General features: G+C 75.1%; 23 protein-coding genes. 7 read left to right on the top strand and 16 right to left on the bottom strand.

Annotated features, from left to right (window positions below; genetic code table 11):
• Positions 1–4: 4 nt before the first annotated feature.
• The 5 genes from ECOMGDLI_RS27385 to ECOMGDLI_RS27365 form a co-directional block, all read right to left on the bottom strand.
• Entirely contained in the window at positions 5–1,486 is a 1,482-nt protein-coding gene (locus ECOMGDLI_RS27385; RefSeq protein ID WP_088320017.1) for an aldehyde dehydrogenase, read from the bottom strand.
• A 92-nt stretch (positions 1,487–1,578) separates the two neighbouring features.
• Complete coding sequence (locus ECOMGDLI_RS27380; protein WP_088320016.1) at positions 1,579–3,915, bottom strand: pyruvate dehydrogenase; 2,337 nt, start codon at positions 3,913–3,915, stop codon at positions 1,579–1,581.
• A 105-nt stretch (positions 3,916–4,020) separates the two neighbouring features.
• Positions 4,021–4,746: a GAF and ANTAR domain-containing protein gene (locus tag ECOMGDLI_RS27375; RefSeq protein ID WP_088320015.1), complete on the bottom strand. Its 726-nt coding sequence runs from the start codon at positions 4,744–4,746 to the stop codon at positions 4,021–4,023.
• A gap of 52 nt (positions 4,747–4,798) precedes the next feature.
• Complete coding sequence (locus ECOMGDLI_RS27370; RefSeq protein WP_088320014.1) at positions 4,799–5,548, bottom strand: GAF and ANTAR domain-containing protein; 750 nt, start codon at positions 5,546–5,548, stop codon at positions 4,799–4,801.
• 117 nt (positions 5,549–5,665) lie between these two features.
• Entirely contained in the window at positions 5,666–6,739 is a 1,074-nt protein-coding gene (locus tag ECOMGDLI_RS27365; protein ID WP_088320013.1) for an acyl-CoA desaturase, read from the bottom strand.
• Positions 6,740–6,983: 244 nt separating this feature from the next.
• Between ECOMGDLI_RS27365 and ECOMGDLI_RS27360 the strand changes: the two genes are divergently transcribed.
• Entirely contained in the window at positions 6,984–8,702 is a 1,719-nt protein-coding gene (locus ECOMGDLI_RS27360; RefSeq protein WP_088320012.1) for a long-chain-fatty-acid--CoA ligase, read from the top strand.
• Between the two features lie 246 nt (positions 8,703–8,948).
• On the opposite strand, the gene ECOMGDLI_RS27355 is transcribed toward ECOMGDLI_RS27360, so the two are convergent.
• The 5 genes from ECOMGDLI_RS27355 to ECOMGDLI_RS27340 form a co-directional block, all read right to left on the bottom strand.
• Positions 8,949–9,386, bottom strand: coding sequence for an STAS domain-containing protein (locus tag ECOMGDLI_RS27355; RefSeq protein ID WP_088320011.1), 438 nt, complete (start codon positions 9,384–9,386; stop codon positions 8,949–8,951).
• 135 nt (positions 9,387–9,521) lie between these two features.
• On the bottom strand, positions 9,522–10,001 hold the full coding sequence (locus ECOMGDLI_RS27350; RefSeq protein ID WP_088320009.1) for a response regulator transcription factor: 480 nt from the start codon (positions 9,999–10,001) through the stop codon (positions 9,522–9,524).
• Positions 10,002–10,044: 43 nt separating this feature from the next.
• Positions 10,045–11,517 (bottom strand): GAF domain-containing protein, encoded by a 1,473-nt coding sequence (locus ECOMGDLI_RS27345; RefSeq protein WP_158221183.1) that lies wholly within the window; start codon positions 11,515–11,517, stop codon positions 10,045–10,047.
• Positions 11,518–11,657: 140 nt separating this feature from the next.
• Positions 11,658–12,275 (bottom strand): hypothetical protein, encoded by a 618-nt coding sequence (locus ECOMGDLI_RS34945; protein ID WP_158221182.1) that lies wholly within the window; start codon positions 12,273–12,275, stop codon positions 11,658–11,660.
• 93 nt (positions 12,276–12,368) lie between these two features.
• Complete coding sequence (locus tag ECOMGDLI_RS27340; protein ID WP_088320006.1) at positions 12,369–13,481, bottom strand: GTP-binding protein; 1,113 nt, start codon at positions 13,479–13,481, stop codon at positions 12,369–12,371.
• A gap of 70 nt (positions 13,482–13,551) precedes the next feature.
• Here ECOMGDLI_RS27340 and rpmG point away from each other — a divergent pair, with 70 nt between their 5' ends.
• Positions 13,552–13,719, top strand: coding sequence for a 50S ribosomal protein L33 (gene rpmG, locus ECOMGDLI_RS27335; RefSeq protein WP_088320005.1), 168 nt, complete (start codon positions 13,552–13,554; stop codon positions 13,717–13,719).
• A gap of 16 nt (positions 13,720–13,735) precedes the next feature.
• Here the strand turns inward: rpmG and ECOMGDLI_RS27330 are convergent, their stop codons facing one another.
• Positions 13,736–15,001 carry a YibE/F family protein gene (locus ECOMGDLI_RS27330; protein ID WP_143447974.1) on the bottom strand — a complete coding sequence of 422 codons (1,266 nt, stop codon included), beginning with the start codon at positions 14,999–15,001 and terminating at the stop codon, positions 13,736–13,738.
• Between the two features lie 63 nt (positions 15,002–15,064).
• Between ECOMGDLI_RS27330 and ECOMGDLI_RS27325 the strand changes: the two genes are divergently transcribed.
• A complete protein-coding gene (locus tag ECOMGDLI_RS27325; RefSeq protein ID WP_088320002.1) occupies positions 15,065–15,451 on the top strand; it encodes a hypothetical protein in 387 nt (128 codons plus the stop codon).
• Here ECOMGDLI_RS27325 and ECOMGDLI_RS27320 read toward each other — a convergent pair.
• On the bottom strand, positions 15,441–16,292 hold the full coding sequence (locus ECOMGDLI_RS27320; protein WP_158221181.1) for a nicotianamine synthase family protein: 852 nt from the start codon (positions 16,290–16,292) through the stop codon (positions 15,441–15,443). The two genes, ECOMGDLI_RS27325 and ECOMGDLI_RS27320, sit on opposite strands and share 11 nt — an antisense overlap.
• Positions 16,293–16,491: 199 nt before the next feature.
• On the opposite strand from ECOMGDLI_RS27320, the gene ECOMGDLI_RS27315 reads away from it, so the two are divergent.
• Complete coding sequence (locus tag ECOMGDLI_RS27315; protein ID WP_088320056.1) at positions 16,492–17,985, top strand: NCS2 family permease; 1,494 nt, start codon at positions 16,492–16,494, stop codon at positions 17,983–17,985.
• Here ECOMGDLI_RS27315 and ECOMGDLI_RS27310 read toward each other — a convergent pair.
• Positions 17,978–18,826 (bottom strand): SDR family oxidoreductase, encoded by an 849-nt coding sequence (locus tag ECOMGDLI_RS27310; protein WP_088319999.1) that lies wholly within the window; start codon positions 18,824–18,826, stop codon positions 17,978–17,980. The genes ECOMGDLI_RS27315 and ECOMGDLI_RS27310 overlap by 8 nt on opposite strands.
• Positions 18,827–18,939: 113 nt before the next feature.
• On the opposite strand from ECOMGDLI_RS27310, the gene ECOMGDLI_RS27305 reads away from it, so the two are divergent.
• Positions 18,940–19,920 (top strand): YafY family protein, encoded by a 981-nt coding sequence (locus tag ECOMGDLI_RS27305; RefSeq protein WP_088319998.1) that lies wholly within the window; start codon positions 18,940–18,942, stop codon positions 19,918–19,920.
• Here ECOMGDLI_RS27305 and ECOMGDLI_RS27300 read toward each other — a convergent pair.
• The gene (locus ECOMGDLI_RS27300) at positions 19,895–20,455 is read right to left on the bottom strand and encodes a DUF6529 family protein (RefSeq protein WP_088319997.1); all 561 of its coding nucleotides are present in this window, start codon (positions 20,453–20,455) and stop codon (positions 19,895–19,897) included. The two genes, ECOMGDLI_RS27305 and ECOMGDLI_RS27300, sit on opposite strands and share 26 nt — an antisense overlap.
• Positions 20,452–21,003, bottom strand: coding sequence for a hypothetical protein (locus tag ECOMGDLI_RS27295; RefSeq protein WP_088319996.1), 552 nt, complete (start codon positions 21,001–21,003; stop codon positions 20,452–20,454). Before ECOMGDLI_RS27295 ends, ECOMGDLI_RS27300 begins: the two co-directional genes overlap by 4 nt.
• 188 nt (positions 21,004–21,191) lie before the next feature.
• On the opposite strand from ECOMGDLI_RS27295, the gene ECOMGDLI_RS27290 reads away from it, so the two are divergent.
• A complete protein-coding gene (locus ECOMGDLI_RS27290; protein WP_158221180.1) occupies positions 21,192–21,821 on the top strand; it encodes an RNA polymerase sigma factor in 630 nt (209 codons plus the stop codon).
• On the top strand, positions 21,818–22,489 hold the full coding sequence (locus tag ECOMGDLI_RS27285) for an anti-sigma factor domain-containing protein (protein ID WP_088319992.1): 672 nt from the start codon (positions 21,818–21,820) through the stop codon (positions 22,487–22,489). Before ECOMGDLI_RS27290 ends, ECOMGDLI_RS27285 begins: the two co-directional genes overlap by 4 nt.
• Positions 22,490–22,559: 70 nt before the next feature.
• Here the strand turns inward: ECOMGDLI_RS27285 and ECOMGDLI_RS27280 are convergent.
• A partial coding sequence (locus ECOMGDLI_RS27280; RefSeq protein WP_143447973.1) for an RICIN domain-containing protein occupies positions 22,560–22,971 on the bottom strand: 412 nt, incomplete at its 5' end.

Below are 22,971 nucleotides of genomic sequence, written 5' to 3'. Positions count from 1 at the left end.
CCGTTCAGCCGAGCTGGAACGGGTCCCGCGTGCCACCGGTGAGCTCGACGAACACCGACTTCGTCTCGAGGTACTCGTCGACCGCCGTCACACCGTTCTCGCGGCCGATGCCCGACAGGCCGTAGCCGCCGAAGGGCATGTTCGGTGCGACGACCCGGTAGGCGTTGACCCAGACCGTGCCGGCGCGCAGGCCGGCGGCGACCCGGTGGGCACGGTGCACGTCCTTGGTCCAGACCGCGCCGGCGAGGCCGTACGGGGTGTCGTTGGCGAGGGCCAGGGCCTGGGCCTCGTCGGTGAACGTGTACGCGGCGAGCACCGGGCCGAAGACCTCCTCACGGACGACCGTCGCCCCCGGGTCGGCGACGACGACCGTCGGGCGCACGAAGAGGCCGCCGAGGTCGACGTCCGGGCCGCCGCCGCAGGCGATCGTCGCGCCCTCGGTGCGGGCACCGTCGAGGTAGCCGAGGACCTTCTCGTACTGCGGGCGGTTCGCGACCGGGCCCATCTCGGTCTCCGGCTGCGTGGGGTCGCCGAGCCGGATCGACTCGGCCCGGGCGACGACCTTCTCGAGGAGCGCGTCCTTGACGCTCTCGTGGACGACGAGCCGGGAGCCGGCCATGCAGGTCTGCCCGGTCGCGGCGAACACCCCGGCGACGAGACCGTTCGCGGCGGCGTCGAGGTCGGCGTCCGGGAAGACGACCTGCGCGCTCTTGCCACCCAGCTCGAGCGTCACCCGGTTGACGTTCGCGACGGCGGCCTGCGCGACCTTGACCCCGGTCGCCGTCGACCCCGTGAACGCGACCTTGTCGACGCCCCGGTGCGCCGCGAGCGCCTCGCCCGTCGACCGGTCCCACCCGGTGACGACGTTGAGCACACCCGCGGGCAGCCCCGCCTCGTGGAGCACCTGGGCGAACGCGACCGTCGACGCCGGCGAGTGCTCGGACGGCTTGACGACGCACGTGCACCCGGCGGCGAGCAGCGGTGCGAGCTTCCACGTGAGGAGCATGAGCGGGGAGTTCCACGGCGTGATCGCCGCGACGACCCCGACCGGTTCCCGCACCGTGTAGCCGAAGTAGGCCGGGTTGACCGGCGGCACGGTCCGGCCCTCGAGCTTGTCGGCGAGCCCGGCGAAGTACGAGTACCAGGTGCCGAGGCTGCGCAGCTGGCCGAGCATCTCGCGCAGGAGCTTGCCCGAGTCGCGGACCTCGAGCAGCGCGAGCCGCTCGGCGTTCGCGGTGATCGCGTCGCCGAGCCCGCGCAGCACCGCGGCCCGGTCGAAGCCGGTCATCCGGCCCCAGGGGCCCTCGAACGCCGCGCGCGCCGACGCGACGGCGCGGTCGACGTCCGCCGGGCCGCCGTCCGCGAGCACCGCCCACGGCCGGCCCGCGTACGGGTCGAGGGACTGGAAGGTCCGGCCCGAGGCCGCGTCGACGACCTCGCCGTCGATGAAGAGTCCGAACCGTTCGAGCGGGGTGTCGGCGGACATGCGGGCTCCTCGTCGTCGAGTCGTCGCGGTTGCGGCGGAACGCTAGCGGCAGAACGGTTGCAGCGGAACGGGTGCAGGGCGACGGACGGCGCTCAGCGCCCGAGCAGGTCGAGCGCCGCCTCGGCGACGGAGACGGCGTCGATCCCGTGGAGCCGGTAGGCGTCCTGGACGCTGCTCGACCGGCCGAAGTCGGTGACGCCGAGGCAGCGGATCCGGTCGGCGCGCACCCCCGCGAGGAACGCCAGCGTGTGCGGGTGCCCGTCGAGCACGGTGACGAGCGGTGCGGGGTGCGCGGCCGGCAGCAGGAGGTCGCACACCGCCGAGCCGGTGCCCGCCGCGCGGCTGCCCCGCTGCTGGAACGACCGGAAGACGAGGTCGGCGCTCGTCAGGCAGACGACCCCGGCCGTGACGCCGGCGGTCGCCAGGGTGTCCGCGGCGGCGAGCACCTCGGGCATGACCGCCCCCGCCCCGACGAGCGTGACGTCGTCCGCCGCCGGGTCGTGCGCGCTGAGCCGGTACCCGCCGGCGACCGCCTGTCGGCGGCGCCGTTCGAGGAGCGCCGGGTCGTCGGGCAGCCGGGCGAGCGCCGGGTCGACCGGCCGGGTCGAGAGCCGGAAGTACGCCGACGTCCCGCCCGGGACGCCGACCCGCGACATCGCGTGGAGGAAGCACCACTCGAGGTCCTGCCCGAACGCCGGCTCCCACGCGACGCAGCCCGGCTGCTCGAGCCCGATGGACGGGGTCGTGATGCTCTGGTGCGCACCGCCCTCGGGCGCGAGCGTCACACCGGACGGCGTGCCGACGAGGATCGACTGGCCGCCCGCGTAGATCCCGAACGACCACGGCTCCAGGGCCCGCGAGACGAACGGGTCGTAGAGCGTCGCGACGGGGATGAGCCGTTCGCCCCAGCGCGACCAGGTCGCCCCGAGCTCGCCGAGCAGGCCGACGAGGTTGACCTCGGCGATGCCCAGCTCGATGTGCTGCCCCGACGGCACCTCCGCCCAGCGCAGCACCCGCTCCGCGTCGTCCGCGAACCAGTCCCTCCGCTCGCGCACGGCCCAGACGCCGGTCTTGTTGATCCAGCCGCCGAGGTTCGTCGACGACGCGACGTCCGGGCTGCACGTGACGACCCGGGCGGCGGTCGCGGGGGCGTCGCGGACGAGGTCCGCGAGCAGCCGGCCCAGGGTGGCCTGGGTCGAGAGCACCGAGCGGTGCGGCCGGCCGAGCGAGGTCGGGACGTCGACGTGCCCGGACGGCGTCACCGGCTCCCGGCGCAGCACCCGGCCGCGCTCGGCGCACAGCACCGCCTCCGGGCTGCCCGGCGGGAAAGGCGCGAACGGGTCGTCGGCCGCGGCGCCGCAGGCCTCGGCGAGCGCCGCGAGCTGGGCCTCGTTGAGGAGCACCGAGTGGTTGTTCGGGTGGCCCTCGGTCGGCAGGCCGCGGCCCTTGACCGTGTAGGCGAAGACGACGGTGGGCCGGTGCGAGTCGACCGCGCGGAAGGTGTCGACGAGCAGCCCGAGGTCGTGGCCCCCGAGGTCGCGGACGGCGGACGCGAGGTGCGCGGGCGACAGCGACCCGAGCAGCGCGCGCAGGTCCGGCGACCCGCCGCCGGCGAGCAGCCGCTCGACGACCTCGGAGGTGTCGACGCGCAGGATCCGCTGGTACTCCTCGTTGGGCATCGCCTCGAGCCGGCGCCGCAGCTCCGCACCGCCCGGCCGCTCGAAGAGCGCGCTGACGACCCGGCCCCACTTGAGCGTGACGACCTGCCAGCCGGCGGCGGCGAACATCCCCTGCAGGCGCTCGATCTGGATGTCGGGGACGACCCGGTCGAGCGACTGCCGGTTGAGGTCGACGACCCAGAGCAGCTCGCCGAGGCTCGCGACGGCGGGGTCGGCGACGGCCTCCCAGATCGCGCCCTCGTCGAGCTCGGCGTCCCCGAGCAGGCTGACGAACCGCCCGGCCTCCGGCGCCGTCGGCACGTGCGAGCGGACGTAGCGGTGCGCCATCGCGGCCCAGAGCGCCGCCGTGGCACCGATCCCGACCGACCCCGTCGAGAAGTCGACGGTGCCCGGGTCCTTGGTGCGGCTCGGGTACGACTGCAGGCCCTTCGCGGTGCGCAGCGTCGGGAGCCAGGAGGCGTCGAGGTCGCCGAGGAGGTGGTTCACCGCGTGCAGCACGGGCGACGCGTGCGGCTTCACCGAGACCCGGTCGAACCGGGTCAGCTCCGAGAACCAGAGCGCGACCATGATGTCGACCATCGACGCGGACGACGCCTGGTGGCCGCCGACCTTGACCCCGGTCGGGTCCTTGCGCCGGTTCGCGGCGTCGACGACCGCGGTCGCGAGCCAGAGCACACGCCGGGAGATGCGGCGGAGCAGGTCGACGTCCACGGTGGGGCCGCCGTGCAGGTCAGGGTCGGTCTGCGTCATCGGCGTCCTCGCTCCCCGGGCGGACGGGCCTTCTGCGGAGCAGTCTGCTCCGCCGTCCCAGGAGAGCGCGGATCGGGGCCCGCGGCGATCGCAGAACGAGACGCGTCAGCGCATGAGCCCCGGCAGCGTGTGCGGGTCGGTGACGACGACCCGGGCGAGGTCGACGAGCTTGCGGTTGTGGTTGCGCGCGTAGGTGCGCAGCAGCTCGAAGGCGGCGTCCACGCCGATCCCGTGGGTGCGGGCGAGCGCCCCCTTGGCCTGCTCGATGACGACCCGGCTGTTGAGCGCGTGCTGGAGCTGCTCGGTGAGCATCTCTCCGTTGCGGATCGCCTTCTCCTGGAGCAGCCCGATCGTCGCGACGTCCGCGAGTGCCTGGACGATCTTCACGTCCCCCGGCTCGAGCGACCCGGCGTCGGTGCCGAAGAGGTTGAGCGCCCCGATGACCGTCGAGCGCAGCCGCAGCGGCAGGGCGTGCACCGACCGGAACCCGGACGCCGTCGCCCGCGGCGCGAAGGTCGGCCACCGGCTCTCGGCGTGCGCGAGGTCGGCGTTGACGACCTGGGTGCCGAGCGTGAAAGCGTCGAGGCAGGGGCCCTCGTTGTGCTGGATCTGGAACAGCTCCAGCAGCCGGGTCTCCTCGTCGGAGGCCGCCATGAACTGCAGCCGCCCGCGTCCGTCGTCGAGGAGCAGGCCGACCGCGGGCACCGAGACGAGCTCGGACGTCCGGGTCGTGATCATCTCCAGGAACTCGATGACGTCGAAGTCGTCCACGAGGGTGTCGGCGACCTCCACGAACACCTCGGCGAGCCGTGCCGGTGCAACCGTGGCCATCAGGGCCTCCCTCTGTCGTCGATGGTAGGTGCGGGAACGTCCGTGTACCCGGTCAACCGCTGTCCGGTTCGAGCCGGAGCCGGCCCTCGACGACGTCACGCGCGACGTCGAGGAGGGACCGGTCCGCGGAGTAGGCGTGCGCGCGCAGCCGGGCGAGGGCGTCGACGAGGGAGACCCCGAGGTCGACCATCGTCATGCCCTGCGCCTGGTACACGACGTAGTGGCCGTCGACGACGCCGTCGAGACCGCCCGGGTTCGCGGCGTCGCTGACCGCGCCCTGCGCGTCGAGCAGCGCCTCGACGGTGACGTCCGCGAACGCGAGGGCGAGCCCGGTCGCGGCCGCCGAGAGCTCACCGGCCTCGGAACCGTAGACGTCGAGGGCGCCGAGCCGCGCGGCCCCGACCTGCAGCGGGAACGAGAACACCGCGTGGACGCCGGACGCGAGGGCGGCGGCCGTGTACCCGGGCCAGCGGGTCGGCGCGACGGTACCGAGATCCGGGACGAGGACCGGCCGGTGCTCGTGGAACGCATCGACGCACGGCCCCTCGCCGAGGGTGAACTGCAGGGTGCCGAGGGAGTCGGTGAGCTTGTCGGAGGCCATCGCCACGGCGAGCACGCCGGTGTCGGTCATGAGGCTCACGGCGACCCCGGTCGCGGGCAGCGCGGTGACGGCCGCGGAACACATCCGGCCGAGCCAGGTGCGCACGTCGGCGGCGACGTCCCCCGGCGGGTCGACCCGCGGGAGCAGGGCGCGGACGGCGGCCAGGTTGTCCTGGTGGTCGTTCTGGTGGCTCTCAGCCACGCGGCCACCGCGCACGCGGGCGACAGCCGTGCATGACCGCCCCTGACCGCTCTGCTCCGGCTGTCGACGGGCCGACCGGGTCGGGGCCGCGTCGTCCTGCGAACGAGTACACCGAGGCTACCGCAGCGCCAGCAGCGGGCACCGGAACGGGTCCGCGTCCCGGCGGCCGACGGCGTCGAGGTACCGGGCGACCCGCACGTACGCCTGCAGCAGCGTCGTCTCCTCGTAGTGCACGTCGTGCCGGCGGCAGTGCGCCTGCACGAGGCCGCGGGCCCGGGCGAGCGCGGGGCGCGGCATGCTCGGGAAGAGGTGGTGCTCGACCTGGTGCTGCAACCCGCCGAGGAAGAACCCGACGACCCGGCCGCCGCTGACGTTGCGCGACACGAGCACCTGCCGACGCAGGAAGTCGGGCCGGGCGTCGGCGGGGACGACCGGCATCCCGATGTGGTTCGGCGCGAACGCCCCGCCGAGCAGGGTGCCGAACACCCCGACCTGAACGGCGAGGAAGACACCCGCGCGGCCCGGCGGCAGGAGCAGGAACAGCGCCGCGACGTAGCCGCCGAGCCGGACGGCGAGCATGGCCGCCTCGAGCGCCCGCTGCCGCATCGGCGCCGGGCTCACGACCCGGGCGACGCTCTGGACGTGCAGGTTGACGCCCTCCAGCGGCAGCACCGCGAAGAACCACCAGCCCTGCCGGCGGGTGACGCCGGCGGCCCACCCGGTGCGGGTGGCCGCCGTCGCCGGGGTCAGCGCGACCGGCCCGGGGCCGATGTCCGGGTCCCGGCCCTCCTGGTTCGGGCCGGAGTGGTGGCGGTTGTGCTTGTGCTGCCACCAGCCGTAGCTGAGGCCGGCGAAGACCCCGGAGACGATGCGGGCGGCCCACTCGTTCCAGCGCGCGGACGCGAAGACCTGCCGGTGCGCGGCGTCGTGCCCGAGGAAGCCGAACTGCGCGCACACGAGAGCGAGGGCCGGGGCGAGCAGGACGACGAACCACGAGTCCCGCAGCAGGACGACGCCGGTGCACACAGCGGCGAAGGCGAGGACCGCGACGGTGAAGGCGGACCAGTAGAAGCCGTACCGGCGGCGCTGCAGCCCGGCGGCGCGCACCGCCCGGGCCAGGTCGGCGTAGGTGCTCACGTACGCGTCGGCCGGGCGGGGCCGCGCCCGCTGGACGGGCTCCGTGGTCGACATGCCTCTCCTCGGGTCCGGCGTCGCATCGGCGCCACCGGGGTCCGGGGTGACTGCTCCGAGGCTACGGGGCGGCCCGCCGGCCGCCAATCGGTGACGAAAGCCGCTGCGCGCAGCCACGCACCCGGACGTAGGCTCGAGGTGACGGTCACCCTGCGTCCCGGCCGACCGGGTGACCCGGCCGACCGTGACGAGCCCACCGCAGGCGCACGACGAGCGCGCCCGAGGGGCGGGGAGAGAAGCCGACATGGAGCACGCGATCCCGCTCGACGACCGGCCCTGGGTGGCGAGCTACGCGGCTGGGGTCCCCGCCGACGTCGAGGACCCGGACGAGACCCTGCCGCAGATGCTCATGGCGAGCGCGGACCGCTGGAACGGCCGGACGGCGCTCGACTTCTTCGGCGCGACGACGTCCTACGCCGACCTCGCGGACGCCGTCCTGCGGGGCGCCGAGGCGTTGCGCCGGCTCGGGGTCGGGCCCGGCGACCGGGTCGCGCTCGTGCTGCCGAACTGCCCGCAGCACGTCGTCGCCTTCTACGCCGTCCTGCGCCTGGGCGCCGTCGTCGTCGAGCACAACCCGCTCTACACGGCCGACGAGCTGCAGCACCAGCTCGCCGACTCCGGTGCGACGACCGCGATCTGCTGGGACCTCAAGGCGCCCACCCTCGTCGCCCTGCAGGAGCGCACCGCGCTGGAGCGGGTGGTGGCCGTCGACCTGACGACGGCGCTGCCGTGGCGCAGCCGGCGCGCGCTGCGGCTGCCGCTGCGCCGCGCCCGGGAGGCGCGCGCGGCGATGACCGGGCCGGTGCCGGCCGGCGTGGAGCGCTGGGAGCACCTCGTCGCCGCCGTCGGACCGCTCGACCCGGACCACCCTCAGCCGGGCCCCGACGACACCGCGCTGCTGCAGTACACGACCGGCACGACCGGGCTGCCGAAGGGCGCCGTCCTCAGCCACCGGAACCTGCGCGTCAACGCCGCCCAGGGCCGGGCCTGGATGCCGGGGCTGCGCGACGGCGAGGAGACCGTCTACGCCGTCCTGCCGCTGTTCCACGCGTACGGCCTCACGCTCTGCCTCACGTTCGCGATGAGCATCGGCGCGACCCTCGTGCTCTTCCCGCGGTTCGACGTCGCCCAGGTGCTCGCCGCGATGCGCCGCCGGCCCGCGACGTTCCTGCCCGCCGTCCCGCCGATCTACCGCCGCGTCGCCGAGGCCGCCGCCGAGCAGGGCGTCGACCTCACGTCGATCCGGTGGGCGATCTCGGGGGCGATGGCGCTGCCGCCGGACGTCGTCTCGCTCTGGGAGAAGGCCACCGGCGGGCTGCTCGTGGAGGGCTACGGGATGACCGAGACCTCCCCGGTCGCGCTCGGGAACCCGGCCGCGCCGACCCGCCGTCCCGGCACCGTCGGGGTGCCGTTCCCCTCGACCCGGATCCGCGTCGTCGACCCGGACGACGCCACGACCGACCGACCGCCGGGTGCCGCGGGGGAGCTGCTCATCCACGGGCCGCAGGTCTTCGGCGGCTACTGGAACCGGCCCGAGGAGTCGGCGAACGTGCTGCTGCCCGGAGGTTGGCTGCGCACCGGCGACGTCGTCGTCGTCGACGAGGACGGGTTCGTCACGGTCGTCGACCGGATCAAGGAGCTCATCGTCACCGGCGGGTTCAAGGTGCACCCCTCCGAGGTCGAGGCCGTGCTGCGCGACGTGGCGGGCGTCGCCGACGTGGCCGTCGTCGGGGTCCGCGGACCGGAGGGCGAGGAGGTCGTGGCGGCCGTCGTCACCGAGCCCGGTGCCGTCGTCGACGTCGCCGAGGCCCGGGCCACCGCCCGCCGGCACCTCGCGGCGTACAAGGTGCCGCGCCGGGTGGTGCTCGTCGACGAGCTGCCCCGCTCGCAGCTCGGTAAGGTGCTGCGGCGCGTCGTCCGGGAGCGGGTCGAGGCCTCCGAGAAGGCCGTCGACGGGCAGTGACGGCCCGGCAGTCGACGGCAGGCAGTTACAGCCGGGCTGCTCAGGTCAGGGCGCCGACCCCGAGCCCGACGCCGTAGGTGACTGCCATCGCGAGCGCGCCGACGCCGACGTTGCGCAGCACGGCCGGCCGGCGCCGCGCGCCGCGCAGGCGCGCGCTCAACGCAGGGTCCGGGCGCTCTCGACGAGGGTGAGGACACCGGCCCTGTCCACCGGCGGGCCAGGTCCGGCGGTCCCGGTCATGGCCGTTCATGCCGAGCCTGGTTCCGTTCCGAGGGCGCCGGCGGAGCGATGGTGCGGGAGGAGCGTGATCGCGGGCACGTCGTCCACGTAGGCGAACGCGTCGGTCAGCCCGGTGAGGCTGAGCAGGCGCCGGACCTGCGGCGGCGGGTTGGCCAGCCAGAACCGGTCCGTGAGCCGGCGGCGGGCCGCGACGAGCGGCCGCAGACCGGCGCAGTCGAGGAACGTCACGGCCCCGAGGTCGAGGACCAGGTTGCGGACGGGCTGCTCGTCGGTGGCCGCCGCGAGCAACGCGTCGTCGAGCGCGGACGCGGTCGAGATGTCGATGTCGCCGCTGGCCCGCACGAGCGACCAGCCGCTCGGTGAGCCCTGGGCGGGTGCTGTCGCGAGCCGCAGGGCGGCCGACGGTCGTGGCGGAGGCAGGGGGGTCGGGACCGCTGGTGCCATGGGGGCCTCGGATCCGGGGGAGAGCACGTCGGGTGACTCGGACGTGCGCTGCCGGGGGCCTGGGCCGCGCGAAGATCAGGACGGTGAGGGCGGCCCGGGTCGGGGCGTCGTCACGTGATGTCCGTAGCGCTGACGCTACGCCTGCTTCGTCCTCACGTCACTGGGGTGGACGGACCTCACGGGGGTGATCTTCCAGGCACCGGCGCGGCCGGGGAACTGCCGGGGCGAGCACAGCACCGCGTGGAGAAGCGCGTCGGGGCGCACGTTCTTGCTGACCACGGCGACGGCCCCGGCGTCCAGGGCGGCCCGCTGCTCGGTCGTCGTCATGGCCGAGGTGTGGACGACGACCCGGACGTCGGGCCGGTCGGCCGCCAGCCGGCGGCACAGGTCGACGCCGAGACCGTCGGGCAGCCGGTCGTCGAGGACCACGACGTCGGGGTCGGTGCCGACGACGGCGTCGTACCCGCGGACCACCCCGGACACCGCGGCGCGGACGTCGATCCCGACCGCGCGCATCGCCGCGACGAGCTGCTCGCGGACGAGGGCGTCGTCCTCGACGACCACGACGCTGCGGGCGGGCACCACCGCCCGCGGGTCCACCCGGGGTGTCTGCATCGGAGCCACGATCCTCGCCCCGTTGGCCCCTGGGGCGGGACCATCATCCGGGGCCGCCGTCCATCGGGGCCGTCCAGTGCAGCGTCGCCCCGCCGGAGGCGTTGCGGCACAGGGAGAACGCGCCGCCGAGCGCGGCGGCCCGCTCGGCCATGTTCGTCAGGCCGTGCCCGCCGGACGTCGTCGTGGCGCGGCGCTGCTGCGGCGGGCCGGTCCCGTCGTCCGCGACCGTGAGGTCGACCCGGTCGGCCCCGCACGTCACGCCGACCTCGACGCCCTGTGCGCAGGCGTGCCGCGCGACGTTCGCCAGGGCCTCGCGCAGGACGCCGAGGAGGTGCTCGGGGACCGTCGAACCGACGGGCGGCTTGACCGTGACGTCGAACGTGACCCGAGGCGTGAACCCGAGGTGCGCCGCGGCCTCCTCGACGACCTGGGCGACCCGGGCGGGCAGGCTCCAGACCACCGCGGGATCCTCGTCGAGGCCGTAGATGAGGGTGCGCAGGTCGCGGACGGCGGCGTCGAGGTCGTCGAGGTGCGCGGCCAGCCGGCGATGCCCGTCGGGGTCGGTGATGAACCGGCCCAGGCCGTGGACCGCCATCCCGGCGCCGACGAGCCGGCCGATGACGTGGTCGTGCATGTCGCGGGCGATCCGGTGGTGCTCGGCGACGAGCCGGACCCGTTCGCGGTCGTCCCGGGCCCGGGCCCGGCCGAGCGCGAGCGCCACCTGCTCGCTGAACCGGTCGATGGTCTCCTGCTCGTGGGCGTCGAACGGGGCGCGGCCCGGGTGCCGGCGCACGACGACGACGTCACCGCCGTCGGCGTCCCGGTCCAGGTGCACGTCGTCGGCGTCGACGAGGAGCCGGCCCTCGGCGAGCACCATGCGCAGCACCTCGTCCGAGGCCGCCTCCGAGAGCAGCGCCGTCGTGATCCGGGTGCTCGCCTGCTCGCGGCGCCGGGCGCGGGTCGTCTCGTCGTGGAGCCGGGCGTGGTCCACCGCGACGGCGGCGTTGGCGGCGAGCGCGACGAGGAGGTCCTCGTCCTCGGCGGTGAACGGCCCGCCACCGCGCTTGTCGGTGAGGTAGATGTTGCCGAAGACCTCGTCCCGGACCCGGATCGGGACGCCGATGAACGAGCGCATCGGCGGGTGGTCCGCCGGGAACCCCCGCGAGGCGGGGTGCTCGCCGAGGTCGTGCAAGCGCAGCGGGCGCGGGTCGTCGATGAGCAGGCCGAGGATGCCGTGGCCGCGCGGGAGCTCGCCGAGCAGGGCGGCGGTGTCGCCGTCGAGACCGGCGTGCAGGAACTGCGCCAGCCGGCCGTCGTCCCCGAGGACGCCGAGCGCGGCGTACGTCGAGTCGAGCAGGTCGCGCGCGGACTCGACGATCTGCGAGAGCACCTCGCGCAGGGTGAGGTTCGCGGTGACGGCGAGGTTGGCGGCGACGAGGCCGCGGAGCCTGCGTCCGGCGTCCAGTCCGGGCGTCCAGTCCGTCGTCCGGTCCGTCGTCCGACATGACCACCCCACCGACGAGCGCCGGCGCCGTGGACCGGCCCGGTCGTGGCCGGGTCCCGGGCCAGGGACGCCACGGTACGCCACGCACCGGGCGGGAGCGCCGCCGTCGCCGGCCCGGAACGTACCGATGCTGCGAGGGCGCCGCCCGAGCGTCAGGGCAGGTACTGCTCGGCCAGGGCGATGACCTTGCCGCCCCGCACGGTCACCTGGAACAGCCGGCCGCTCACGTCGCCGTAGGCGGCGAGCTGCGTGAGGGACTTGCGCACGTCCTGCGTCGAGCTGCCGGTCTCCTCGGCCGCCAGGGTGTTCACCGTGATCGGCGCGCCCGCGAGGACCACGAGCGTGCGCAGCTTCGGGTTCGCGTTGCGGATCCAGTAGTCGTTGGGCGGCGGCGATTCGCCGCCGTCCTCCTTCGCGGCCTTCGCCGCGGCGTCCCCGGTGAGGAACTGGACGACGTCCACGGTGACGAGACGCGCGCCCGCGTCCACCTCGGTGACGACGACCGCGTGCCGGCCGTCGGCGAGCGCCGCCTCGGCGGCGGCGTTCTTCGTCGACGTCGCGCTGTTCGACACCGCACCGGTGGGCGTCGTGGACGGCGTGGCGGTCGGGGTCGGGGTGTCGGCGGCGGTCGTGGTCGTCGCGGGCCCGGACGACGCGGGTGCCGTCGGGGACGTCGGTGCGCCTCCCGACGTGGCACCGCTGCACGCCACCAGCCCGACGCAGGCGGCGACCGCCAGCGTGACCGTCGTCCGTCGTCGTGCTCCGCGCATGTCGTCCCCGGCTCCCGGTAGGCCGGCGGACCGGGCAGGCCCGCCGGGGCACACCCTAGAGAACGGGTGCGGGGACGTCCCCGGACCGACGTCTCAGGCGCACTCGGCGGCGTCGCCGAGCCACGGGTCGAGGTCGTCGCCGTGCCGGCGCCACCAGTGGGTGCCCCGCGCTGCCTCGTCGTCGGTGAGCTCGAGACCGCGGAACGCCCGCGTCAGCCGGCTGCGGTCGGCCGGGTCGGTGCCGGTGACGACGATGCGGGTGCCCGCCCGGCGCCGCCACGGGCCGACCGACCCGATGCTCAGCTGACCGCCGGCACCGTCCCAGGCGCACGCCGTCCCGGGCCGCGACGGGAGCCACATGTGACCGCGGGCCCGGATCCGGCCGCGGCCGAGGTCCTCGACCCGGTCGAGCACGCGACCTGGGTGCAGCGGGCGCCCGGCCCGCAGGTCGAGGGTCCAGACGCCGTCGCCGTCACGCACCGGGGCCGGTCGCACGGCCTGGACGTCGCCCCGCGGGTCGTGGCCCGGGCGCAGCAGCGCCGCGAGCCGCCCCGGTGCGAGGTCGTGGACGTCGCGGACCTCGATCGGGAACCGCGGCGTCGCCAGGTGCGCGAGCAACCGGGACGCGGCCGGGCCGGGCGGGCGCGACGTCGCGACGACGTCGCTCAGCTCGACCTGGTGCGCCAGCGCCTCGCCGAGCGCCCGCTCGTCCCCGGCGAACAGGTCGCGCCCGCGCTCGGCGAGGGTGTCGGCGCCGAGCAGGTCGTCGACGAGCGAATCCGCGTCGACGACGGTGACGACCCCGCCCGCGCGCAGCCGGCCGCCCTCGTGCTGCAGGGCCCGGACGACGGGCAAGGGCTCGGCCGCGACCGGCAGGGCGAGCACGAGCAGCGGGGGCAGGTCCTCGGCGAGGCGGCGCAGGGTCGGCAGGACGTCCTCGCGCAAGGCGCAGGACAGGCAGCCGTGGCCGAGGTCGACGTCCGTCTGCTCGACGACCCCGCTCCGGGCGTGCACGGTGCGTCGCAGCCGCGTGCCGCCGTCCGCGTCCTCGTCCGGGCGGGCACCCGGGCCGACCGGCCCGACGTCGTGCTGGACGACGTACGCACCGGGGACGTCGCAGAGCAACCCGGCGACGGCGCTCGCACGGAGCACGACGTCGACGGAGGCGACGGTGACGACAGGGACGACGCGGCTCGGCGGAAGCATTGACCCATCATGCATAATGAGAATCATTCTCGTCTAGTCGGGTCGGGACGACCCACCAAGGAGGCCCACGATGGCACGCAGCACCGAGAGCCGGCCGATCGTCAAGCTCCGCTCCACCGCCGGCACCGGGTTCACGTACGTCACGCGGAAGAACCGTCGCAACGACCCGGACCGCCTGGTGCTGAAGAAGTTCGACCCCGTCGCCCGGCGGCACGTCGACTTCCGCGAGGAGCGCTGACGCCGGGTTCCGGGCGTCACGGCGCCGGGACGTCGCCCGTCCCGGCCGGGTCGGGGCCGCCGGTCGTGGAGGTCGCAGGGGCCTGCGCGACCGGCGGCCGCGTCGTCGCCGCGACGGCCGCCGCGACCGCCGTCGTCACCGGCACGGCGAGGACGAGGCCGATCGCCCCGACGCAGGTGCGGGCGACCTCCTCGGCGACCTCGACGCTGCGGAGCAGGTCGGTGAACGGCACCCCGGAGACCGTGACGAGCAGCAGCGTCGGCAGCGCGGCACCGGCGTACGCGAACGCGATCGTGTAGACGGTCGAGTTGAGGTGGTCGCGGCCGACCCGCATGCCGCTGGCGAACAGGGCCCGGCGGCCCAGGGCCGGTGCGCTCGCCCGCACCTCCCAGACCGCCGACGCCTGCGTCACCGTGACGTCGTTGAGCACCCCGAGGCCGGCGACGACGATGCCGCACAGCACGATGCCCGACAGGTCCGGGGCCCCGGTGAGCCCGCTCACCGACAGGCTCTCCTCCGAGCTGAGCCCGGTGAGGTGCAGGCTGCGCGTGGCCCAGCCCGCGAGTGCCGTCGAGACGACGAGCCCGACGACCGTGCCGAGCAGGGCGACCGAGGTCTTCGCGGAGAAGCCGTGGGCGGCGTACAGGACGACGGTCATGATGACGACGGCGGCGCTCAGCGCGACCGCCGCCGGGTTCCCGCCGAGCAGCAGCGACGGCAGGACGAACTCCAGCACCGTCACGTACGCGAGCGCGAGACCGGCGAGCGCCGCGAGGCCGCGGAACCGGCCGACCGCGACGACGAGCAGGGCGAAGACGGCGGCGAGCGCCGCGAGCGGGGCCGACCGGTCGACGTCCACCCAGACGTAGCCGTCGTCGACGGCGCCGACCCGCGCCGCTGACCCGGGCTCGATCCCGGCCCGGTAGACCTCGAGCGGGACGACGACGGTCACCTCGCGGCCGGCGTCCGGGCCCGACGTCACGCGGACGAGCGCGTCGACGCACGACCCGTCCGCCGCGCCGGGGGTCACCGGGGCAGCGCCGAGGTCCTCGGCGCTGCACGCCCGGGCCGAGACCGAGAGCACCTGCGCGCCGACGACGGCGTCCCCGCGCACCCCGCCCGCCGCGGACCCGTCGCCGACCGGGCCCACCGGCCAGAGCAGGAGCATGACGACCACGCCGAGGACGACGGCCGGGACGAGCACGGCCGCGAGGGCGAGCCGGGCGCCGTCCGAGACCCGGTCCCCGGCGGGGCCGCGCAGGCGCGCCACCTCGCTCCTCATGACTTTGATACTCATTCTCATTAAGATGGGTCTCCTGACCGTCCCCGTCACCGGAGGCACGCCATGACGACGACCCCCGCCCGCCCGCTCGTCGTGCTGTGCGTCGGCACGGACTGCGGGACCCGGCACGAGGAGCACGACGGGGCCGGCCTGCGCGGTCTGCGGGACGTCGTCCGCAAGACGCCCGGAGCGGTCCTCGTGACGACGGGCTGCCTGCGGGGCTGCACGGCCGCCCACGACACCGGCCGCCCCGCCGACCACGCCGTCGGGGTGGTCGCCTGGCGGGCCGGCGAGAGTCTCGACGCGCACGACCCGCTCGTGCTCGCCGGCGTCGAGGACCCGGACGTCGCCGGGCAGGTCGCCGCCTGGGTCCGCGACCACGCCGGCGGTCCGCCGCGCACCGCACTGGAGTCGCTGCCGCTCGGGCTGCGCCGCCGCCTCATCTCGTGACGCCCCGCCGGGCGACGAGCACCGAGTTGACCACGTCACCGAGCGGGTGGACGAGCAGCTCGGGCGTGAAGCCGCACCGGCTGACGTCCCCGACGTCGACGGTCGGGTAGAGCAGCGTGCGCAGGCCGTCGGCGCTGCGCAGCAGGACCCAGGTGCCGGGCGCGAGCACGCCCGCGAGCGTCCTGAGCACCTGCCGCTTGGCCTCGCGCGTCAGCCCGACGAGGGCTGCGACGACCACGAGGTCGCACCCCTCGGCGGCGGCGGCGAGGCCCGCACCGGACGCCGCGTCGGCGGGGACGCAACGGACGCCGTCCCCGGCACCCAGCGCGTCGAGCACCCGGTTCGCCAGGTCGACCGCGGTCGGGTCGTGGTCCACGACGCGCACCCGGGCCGACGTCGTCCGGTGCAGCAGCACGGCGCTGAGCGGCAGTGGGCCCCCGCCGACGAAGCAGACCTGTCGCGGGCCGCCCGGCTCGTGACCCGCGGCCGCGAGCGCATGGACCTCGAGGCGGGTGAGGGCCTCGTAGTTGGCGAGGTACGGGAACCGTGCGAGGTCGGCCTCAGGGTCGGCGGCCTCGAGCACCCGGGTGGCCCACGCGGCCTCGAGCTGGGTCTCGCCGCGGGCGCAGAGGTCGACGAGCCGGTGCCGGAGCGCCCGGACGCGGTCGTCGGCGAGGACGGTGCCCGTGGTGCGCGGGTCAGCGGTCCGACAGGTCCGGACGAGGTCGCCGAAGAGGGCGTCCACGAGCGGGGACGGCGCGAGGCCGTCGAGCGCGACGAGCCGGTCGTGGAGCGAGACGACCCGGTCGGCCACGGCGCCCGCGGCCCCCCGCGCAGGCACTGCCGTGCGCACCATCGCCTCCCCCGGACCAGCGACACAGTATTGAGAATGATACGCATTCTCGACTGGAGTCGATGATGGCATGTGGATCATTCGGACGACGACCGGACGAAGATATCGATAACGTCTGCGCACCCGGCGAAGATCCACTCCTCGTCGGCACGACATGTCGAACTGCGACGGCCAGGAGCTCGAGACGATGTCATCCCGGACGGACCTCGGTACGGCGGCGGCCCCCCTGCGCGGCCTCGACAACTACTTCACGATGACCCGGCGCGGGTCGTCGTGGGGGCGTGAGCTCCGTGGCGGCGTCGTCACGTTCTTCACGATGGCGTACATCGTCGTCCTCAACCCGCTCATCATCGGCACCCAGGCCGACAGCACCGGGGCGTTCCTCGGCGGCGGGAGCGTCGAGTCGGCGCAGGCCAAGGTCGCGGTGGCGACGGCGGTCGTCGCCGGGGTCATGACGATCCTCATGGGCGTCGTCGCCAACTACCCGCTGGCGCTGGCGGCGGGCCTCGGGCTCAACGTCTTCGTCACGTTCGGCATCGCGAAACTGCCCGGGATGACCTGGGAGGACGCGATGGGCCTGGTGGTCCTCGAGGGCATCGTGCTCGTCGTCCTCGTGCTCACGGGCTTCCGGGCCGCGGTCTTCCACGCCGTCCCGCCGTCGCTGCGGATCGCCATCAGCGTCGGGATCGGCCTGTTCATCACCATCATCGGCTTCGTCGACTCCGGGTTCGTCCGCCGCACGGCCGTCGGGCCGGTGCCCGTCGAGCTCGGGGTGGGAGGCGCGCTCCAGGGCTGGCCGACGATCGTCTTCCTCGTCGGGCTCGTCGTCATCTCGGCGCTGCTCGTCCGGGCGGTCCGCGGCGCGCTGCTCATCGGCATCCTCGTCTCGACCGCCCTGGCGATCGTCGTCGAGGCGGTCTTCGAGGTCGGCCCGAACATCACGGCGCAGGGCGAGGCGAACCCGACCGGCTGGGGCCTCAACGTCCCGCGCCTGCCGGACCAGATCCTCGCCACCCCGGACCTCGACCTGCTCGGCCGGTTCAGCCTGCTCGGCTCGTTCCGGGCGATCGGCGTCGCGGCCGCCGTCCTGCTCGTCTTCACGCTCATCGTCGCCGACTTCTTCGACACGATGGGCACGATGGTCGCCGTCGGCGCCGAGGGCGCCCTGCTCGACGCGGACGGCGTCCCGCCGAACGCCGACCGCATCCTCCTCGTCGACTCCCTCGCGGCCGCCGCGGGCGGCGCGGCCTCGGTGTCGAGCAACACGGCGTACATCGAGTCGACCGCCGGCGTCGCCGAGGGCGCGCGCACCGGGATCGCGAGCATCGTCACCGGCGTGCTGTTCCTCGTCGCGGCCGTGTTCGCGCCGCTCGTGCGGATCGTCCCCTACGAGGCCGCCGCCCCGGCGCTCGTCATCGTCGGCTTCGTCATGATGCTCCAGGTGCGGTCGATCGACTGGGACGACGGCGAGGCCGCGATCCCCGCCTTCCTCACGATCGTCGTCATGCCGTTCACCTACTCGATCACCGCCGGCATCGGCGCGGGCTTCGTCATGTACGCGGTCCTCAAGGCCGTGCGCGGCCGTTGGTCCGAGGTGCACCCGCTCATGTGGTTCAGCGCCGGGCTGTTCGTCGTCTACTTCGCGATCGACCCGGTGAAGGCGCTGCTCGGGGTCAGCTGAGGAAGTCGGCGCGGTGGTCGACGGCCCACTGCTCCAGGGTGCGGCCCGGTCGGCCGGTGAGGTCGGTGACCCCGGGCCGGACCCGGTCGGGCTCGGTGACGGTGTCCGACCAGTACCGCAGCAGCATCGAGACGATGTCGTCGGGGACGAACCGGCCCACCTCCTCACGGAACTCCTCGGGGGTGATCTCCACGATCGCGACGTCCCGGCCGATGCCGGCGGCGATCGCGGCGACCTGCTCGACCCGCGTCAGGGACTGCGGGCCGGTCAACGCGTGCGTCGTACCGGCGAGGTCGTCCCGGGTGAGGGCGGCCGCCGCGGCGTCGGCGATGTCGGCCTCGTGGATCGGCGCCTGGGCGGACAGGACGTACGGCGCCCGGACCGGGCCGCCGGCCTTGATCGGCCAGGCCCAGCTGAGGAGATTGGTGCTGAAGGTGCCCGGGCGCAGGAACGTCCAGCCGTCGGTGCGGCTGCGGACCGCCTCCTCGACCGCGTGGTGGTGGACGTAGCTGGCCGAGCCCAGGTCACGCGGGAACTCCGCGGCGGCCGCGAGCGAGGAGAGCACGACGAACCGCTCGATGCCTGCGGTGACCGCCGCCTCGACGAGGTCCGGGACGCCCTTGTCGGCCGGGAAGACGAACACCCGGTCGACGTCGCGGAAGAGGTGCGCGCCCAGGGTCGAGGGGTCGGCGAGGTCGGCGCCGACCACGTCGACGCCGTCCGGCAGGGCCGCGTCGCCGGGTGCGCGGCTCACTGCCCGCACGTGCTCGCCGGCGTCGGTCAGGGTCCTCACCAGGTGGCGCCCGATCGTGCCCGTCGCGCCGGTGACCAGGATCGTCATGGGGTTCGTGTCCTTCCGAGGGGGGTCGCTGCCGACCTGTCGTCGTCCGTCCCCACCGACGCTAGAGATCGTTCAGGACTGTTTCTGTCCTCAAAGGACGGAGAATCAGACTCATGTCGACGACGTCCCGCGCGCTCCGGCTGCTCGACCTGCTCCAGGCCCGCCGGTACTGGGCGGGGGAGGAGCTGGCCGGGCGGCTGGGCGTCACGACCCGCACGGTGCGCCGGGACGTCGACCGGCTCCGCGAGCTGGGCTACCGGGTGGACGCGCACCGAGGCTCCGGCGGCGGGTACTCGCTCGCCTCGGGCAGCGGGCTGCCGCCGATGCTCTTCACCGACGGCGAGGCGATCGCGATCGCCGTGGGGCTGGGTACCGCCGCCTCGGCGAACACCGTCACGGGGCTGGACGAGCTGGCGGTCTCCGCGCTCGCCAAGGTCGAGCAGGTGCTCCCGCCGGTGCTGCGCCGCCGGGTCAACGCGTTCCGCGTGGCGACCGTCCCGAGCACGCCGAGGTCCGGGGCCGAGGCGGACCGGGAGGTCCTCGCCGTCGTCGCGATGGCCTGCCGCGACCGCGAACGGCTCCGGCTCTCGTACACGTCGGCGCAGGGTGAGCAGACCCGCCGCCAGGTCGAGCCGGCCAGTCTCGTGCCCCGGGGCCGGCGCTGGTACCTGGTCTGCTGGGACCTCGACCGCGGAGACTGGCGCACCCTGCGCGTCGACCGGATCACGGCGGCGACCCAGACCGGCCTGCGGTTCGCCCCGCGCGAGCTGCCGGTCGAGGACGCCGCGGAGTTCGTCGACCAGCGCTTCGGCGTGCCGCGCCCGGACCACACGGCCCGGGTCGTCATCGACGCCCCGCTGGAGACCGCCGCCGCCTACCTCGGCGGCTGGGTGCGCAACCTCGAGGCCGACGGGGAGCGGACGGCGTGGACGATCAGCGACGCACGGCTGGAGGTCCTCGCGGCCGCCCTCGTCTGGTTGCCGTGGCCGTTCCACGTCGTGGGCTGCCCCGAGCTCGTCACCCTCCTCGAGCAGATCGGCGCGCGGTTCGTCGCGGCCGCCCCGCCCGTCACCAGCGGAACCCCGTCGTCGTGAAGAACCACAGCGCCGACGTCAGCCACAGCCCGACGAGCGTGGTGAAGACGAGCCCGCCGAGCAGGGGGAGCGCCCAGCCGGGCAGGCCGCGCCGGGTGAGCGCGAGCATCTTCGTCGTGAACGCCCCGAAGAAGACGCAGCCGAGCAGCGAGTGCACGAGCACGCGGGTGTCGAAGGCCTGGAACCCCAACGCGTACAGGCAGTGCACGGCCACCGGCACGGTGGCGAGGAACGCCGCCCGGCCGGACCAGCGATGCAGGGTGCCGGTCCACGCCGGGGCCGTGACCCGGGGCAGCCGCCCGTAGAGGGCGAGGGCGCTGACGAGCTGGACGACGGCCAGTGCCGCCGCGAGGGACGCCAGCCAGACCTTCGACTCGAGGGGACCGGAGAACCCCGGCAGGTGGGCGGCGACCCCGGTCGGGGTGTGCAGCCGGCCGAAGACGCCGAGAGCGACGGCGACCGCCGCGCCGACGAGGGCCAGCCGCACGAGCACGAGGTCGAGGCGCTGCGCGGCGCCCTGCGCCGGCGCGCTCACGGCGCGACCTTGGCGGTGACGGTCCGGACGCTCGCCGGGTCCACCGCGGAGACCGTGAAGGACCAGCGCTGGCCGAGAGCCTCGACGGTCCCGCTCGCCCGGCCGGTGACGAGGGTCGCGGCGAGGGTCTCGCCGTTCTTCCCGGTCAGCGCCAGGGTCGGACCGGTGACCGTGCCGCGCAACCACGACTCGACCTCGTCGCCGTCGCACACGTAGGCGACCACGCGGTCGTCGCGCACCGCCATGACGAGCGAGTACCTGCCGCCGGGCAGCCGTCCGGCGTAGGCGGCCAGCTCGCCGTCCGACAGCGGCGATCCCTCGGACGGCGCTCCGCCGGCGTCCGGCGCCGCACCGGTCGCCGGGGCCTGCGGGGCCGGTGACGTCGGCGGTGGTGCCGATGCGGGTGGCGCGGTGGTCGGGGTCGGCGAGGCCGTCGCGGCGGCGGCGACGACGGCGCCCGGCCGGGCGGCGGCCGAGCTCGTCGCGAGCACGGCGCCGCCGACCAGGGCCCCGAGGGCCAGGGTGACGAGTGGTCCGCTGAGCTTCATGGTGTGCTCCGGGGTCGGGTGCGCCGGGGGACGCGGGAGGGCTGTGTCGACGGGGATACGCGGCCGGAGCCCGATGCGGTTCTCGGCGGTCGCCGGCCACAGGCAGGAGCGCGCGGACGGGCCGCTGCGTACGGCTGGGCAGGGAAGCGCCGAGAACCGGGCGACCTGGTCGCTGCGTACCGGAGGGTGTGGCAGCATCCCTTGTCCTCGACCGCGACACGACCGGGGGCGTAGTGGCACCATCTGGCGGCCCGGACGCGCCGACGGGGTCGGGCAGCGGCCTCGACCCGTCGGTCGTCGACGCCTTCCGGGCCGGGGACGGCGACGCGCTCGCCGCCGTCTACGACCGCTACTCCCGGGCCGTCTGGAGCGTGGCGATGACGGTGCTGCGGGACCGGGCGCTCGCCGAGGACGCGACCCAGGAGACGTTCCTGCGGGCCTGGCGCGCGGCCGCGACCTTCGAGCCGGGGCGGCCGCTGGCCCCGTGGCTGCTCACCGTCGCGCGGCGCACCGCCGTCGACGTCCACCGCCGGGAGGCCCGCCCGACCCAGGGCGGTCACGCCGCGGAGCAGGACGTCGTCGTCCAGCTCCCCGGGCTGGAGCACGTCTGGGAGGCGTGGGAGGTCCGGCTCGCGCTGGACGCACTGCCGGACGACGAGCGCGCGATCATCCGGATGTCGCACTTCGAGGAGATGACGCATCGTGAGATCGCCGAGGCCCTCGACGTCCCGGTCGGCACGGTGAAGTCGCGCTCGCACCGCGGGCACCGCCGGCTGGCCGCGAGCCTGGCCCACCTCGTGAAGGGAGGCGACCGGTGAACCCCTCGGAGGACCCCCGCGTCGACCTCTGGGCCGGGCACCTCGAGCGCCGCGAGCCCGGGACCCCGCCGCCGGCGGACCTCGACGCGGCGGAGCGGGACGCGCTGGACGCCGTGGCCCGCCGGCTGGCGGACGAGGCGCTGTGGTCCGGGCCGCCGCCCGAGCTCCGCGCGCGGCTGCTGGCCGAGGTGGGCGCGGCGCAGGCGAGCGAGCAGCAGACCGGCGCCGCCGCACCGGCCCGCGCCGCGGGCCGCCCCGTGCGCCGGTGGCTCCTCGTCGCCGCGGCCGCAGCCGTCGTCGCGGTCGGCGGTGCCGTGCTCTGGCCGCGCGGCGCGGCCGTCGAGTTCGCGCTCGCCGGCACGGCCGCCGCACCGGCCGCGCGCGCCACCGCCGAGCTGACGCCGAAGTCGGCCGGGCTGGCGATCGAGCTGCACATCACCGGGCTCGGGCCCGCGCCGGAGGGGACCTACTACGCAGCCTGGCTGCGCGGACCGGACGGCGTCGTCCCGGTCGGCTCGTTCCACTGGCGCAAGGGCGGCATCCCGATCGACCTGTGGAGCGGGGTGACGGCCGACCGGTACCCGGAGCTGTTCGTCACCCTGCAGAGCGAGGACGCCGGGCCGGGCCCGTCGGATCTCGTCGTGCTGGACGGCCGTACCGGGCGCTGACCCTGCAGGTCAGCGCCCGGTACCCGGCGCGGGGGATCCGGCGAGCACGAGCAGTGCGGTGCGCTCGTGCTCAGACCGAGAACCAGCGCTGGCTCTGCCGCCCGGTGCACGTGTTCTGGACGGCCGACGCACCGCTGGCGGTGCTCCCCCGCAGGATGTCGAGGCACTGGTTCGAGTGCGAGAACCCGAGCAGTGCGCCGCTCGACCACATCCGCTGGTTCGCGGCGCCCGTGCACGGCTGCTGCACGACGCGCGCCCCGGAGGCCCGGGATGCCCCGGACACCGTCATGCACATCCCGGTGCTCTCGATGACGAGCATCGCGTCGTCCAGGACCGTGAACCGCTGGCTCGCCTGCGTGGCGTCGCACGGGACCTGGACGAACCGTGCGCCGGCGGCGGTCGACGCGCCGCGGACGCCGAGGCACAGGTCGGAGTGAGCGGCGAGCAGGCCGAAGGTGTCGGAGGTCGGGGTCGGGGTGGGC

The sequence above is a fragment of the Kineosporia sp. R_H_3 genome, assembly GCF_002198675.1.
Classification (GTDB): domain Bacteria; phylum Actinomycetota; class Actinomycetes; order Actinomycetales; family Kineosporiaceae; genus R-H-3.
This window is presented reverse-complemented; position numbering and strand designations above follow the sequence as displayed.

What these genes read in the sequence shown, in the direction of transcription:
- ECOMGDLI_RS27385 (WP_088320017.1), bottom strand. Translation starts at nt 1,486, where the DNA reads ATGTCCGCCGACACCCCGCTCGAACGGTTCGGACTCTTCATCGACGGC.
- ECOMGDLI_RS27380 (WP_088320016.1), bottom strand. Translation starts at nt 3,915, where the DNA reads ATGACGCAGACCGACCCTGACCTGCACGGCGGCCCCACCGTGGACGTC.
- ECOMGDLI_RS27375 (WP_088320015.1), bottom strand. Translation starts at nt 4,746, where the DNA reads ATGGCCACGGTTGCACCGGCACGGCTCGCCGAGGTGTTCGTGGAGGTC.
- ECOMGDLI_RS27365 (WP_088320013.1), bottom strand. Translation starts at nt 6,739, where the DNA reads ATGTCGACCACGGAGCCCGTCCAGCGGGCGCGGCCCCGCCCGGCCGAC.
- ECOMGDLI_RS27360 (WP_088320012.1), top strand. Translation starts at nt 6,984, where the DNA reads ATGGAGCACGCGATCCCGCTCGACGACCGGCCCTGGGTGGCGAGCTAC.
- ECOMGDLI_RS27355 (WP_088320011.1), bottom strand. Translation starts at nt 9,386, where the DNA reads ATGGCACCAGCGGTCCCGACCCCCCTGCCTCCGCCACGACCGTCGGCC.
- ECOMGDLI_RS27350 (WP_088320009.1), bottom strand. Translation starts at nt 10,001, where the DNA reads ATGCAGACACCCCGGGTGGACCCGCGGGCGGTGGTGCCCGCCCGCAGC.
- ECOMGDLI_RS34945 (WP_158221182.1), bottom strand. Translation starts at nt 12,275, where the DNA reads ATGCGCGGAGCACGACGACGGACGACGGTCACGCTGGCGGTCGCCGCC.
- ECOMGDLI_RS27340 (WP_088320006.1), bottom strand. Translation starts at nt 13,481, where the DNA reads ATGCTTCCGCCGAGCCGCGTCGTCCCTGTCGTCACCGTCGCCTCCGTC.
- rpmG (WP_088320005.1), top strand. Translation starts at nt 13,552, where the DNA reads ATGGCACGCAGCACCGAGAGCCGGCCGATCGTCAAGCTCCGCTCCACC.
- ECOMGDLI_RS27330 (WP_143447974.1), bottom strand. Translation starts at nt 15,001, where the DNA reads ATGAGGAGCGAGGTGGCGCGCCTGCGCGGCCCCGCCGGGGACCGGGTC.
- ECOMGDLI_RS27325 (WP_088320002.1), top strand. Translation starts at nt 15,065, where the DNA reads ATGACGACGACCCCCGCCCGCCCGCTCGTCGTGCTGTGCGTCGGCACG.
- ECOMGDLI_RS27315 (WP_088320056.1), top strand. Translation starts at nt 16,492, where the DNA reads ATGTCATCCCGGACGGACCTCGGTACGGCGGCGGCCCCCCTGCGCGGC.
- ECOMGDLI_RS27310 (WP_088319999.1), bottom strand. Translation starts at nt 18,826, where the DNA reads ATGACGATCCTGGTCACCGGCGCGACGGGCACGATCGGGCGCCACCTG.
- ECOMGDLI_RS27305 (WP_088319998.1), top strand. Translation starts at nt 18,940, where the DNA reads ATGTCGACGACGTCCCGCGCGCTCCGGCTGCTCGACCTGCTCCAGGCC.
- ECOMGDLI_RS27295 (WP_088319996.1), bottom strand. Translation starts at nt 21,003, where the DNA reads ATGAAGCTCAGCGGACCACTCGTCACCCTGGCCCTCGGGGCCCTGGTC.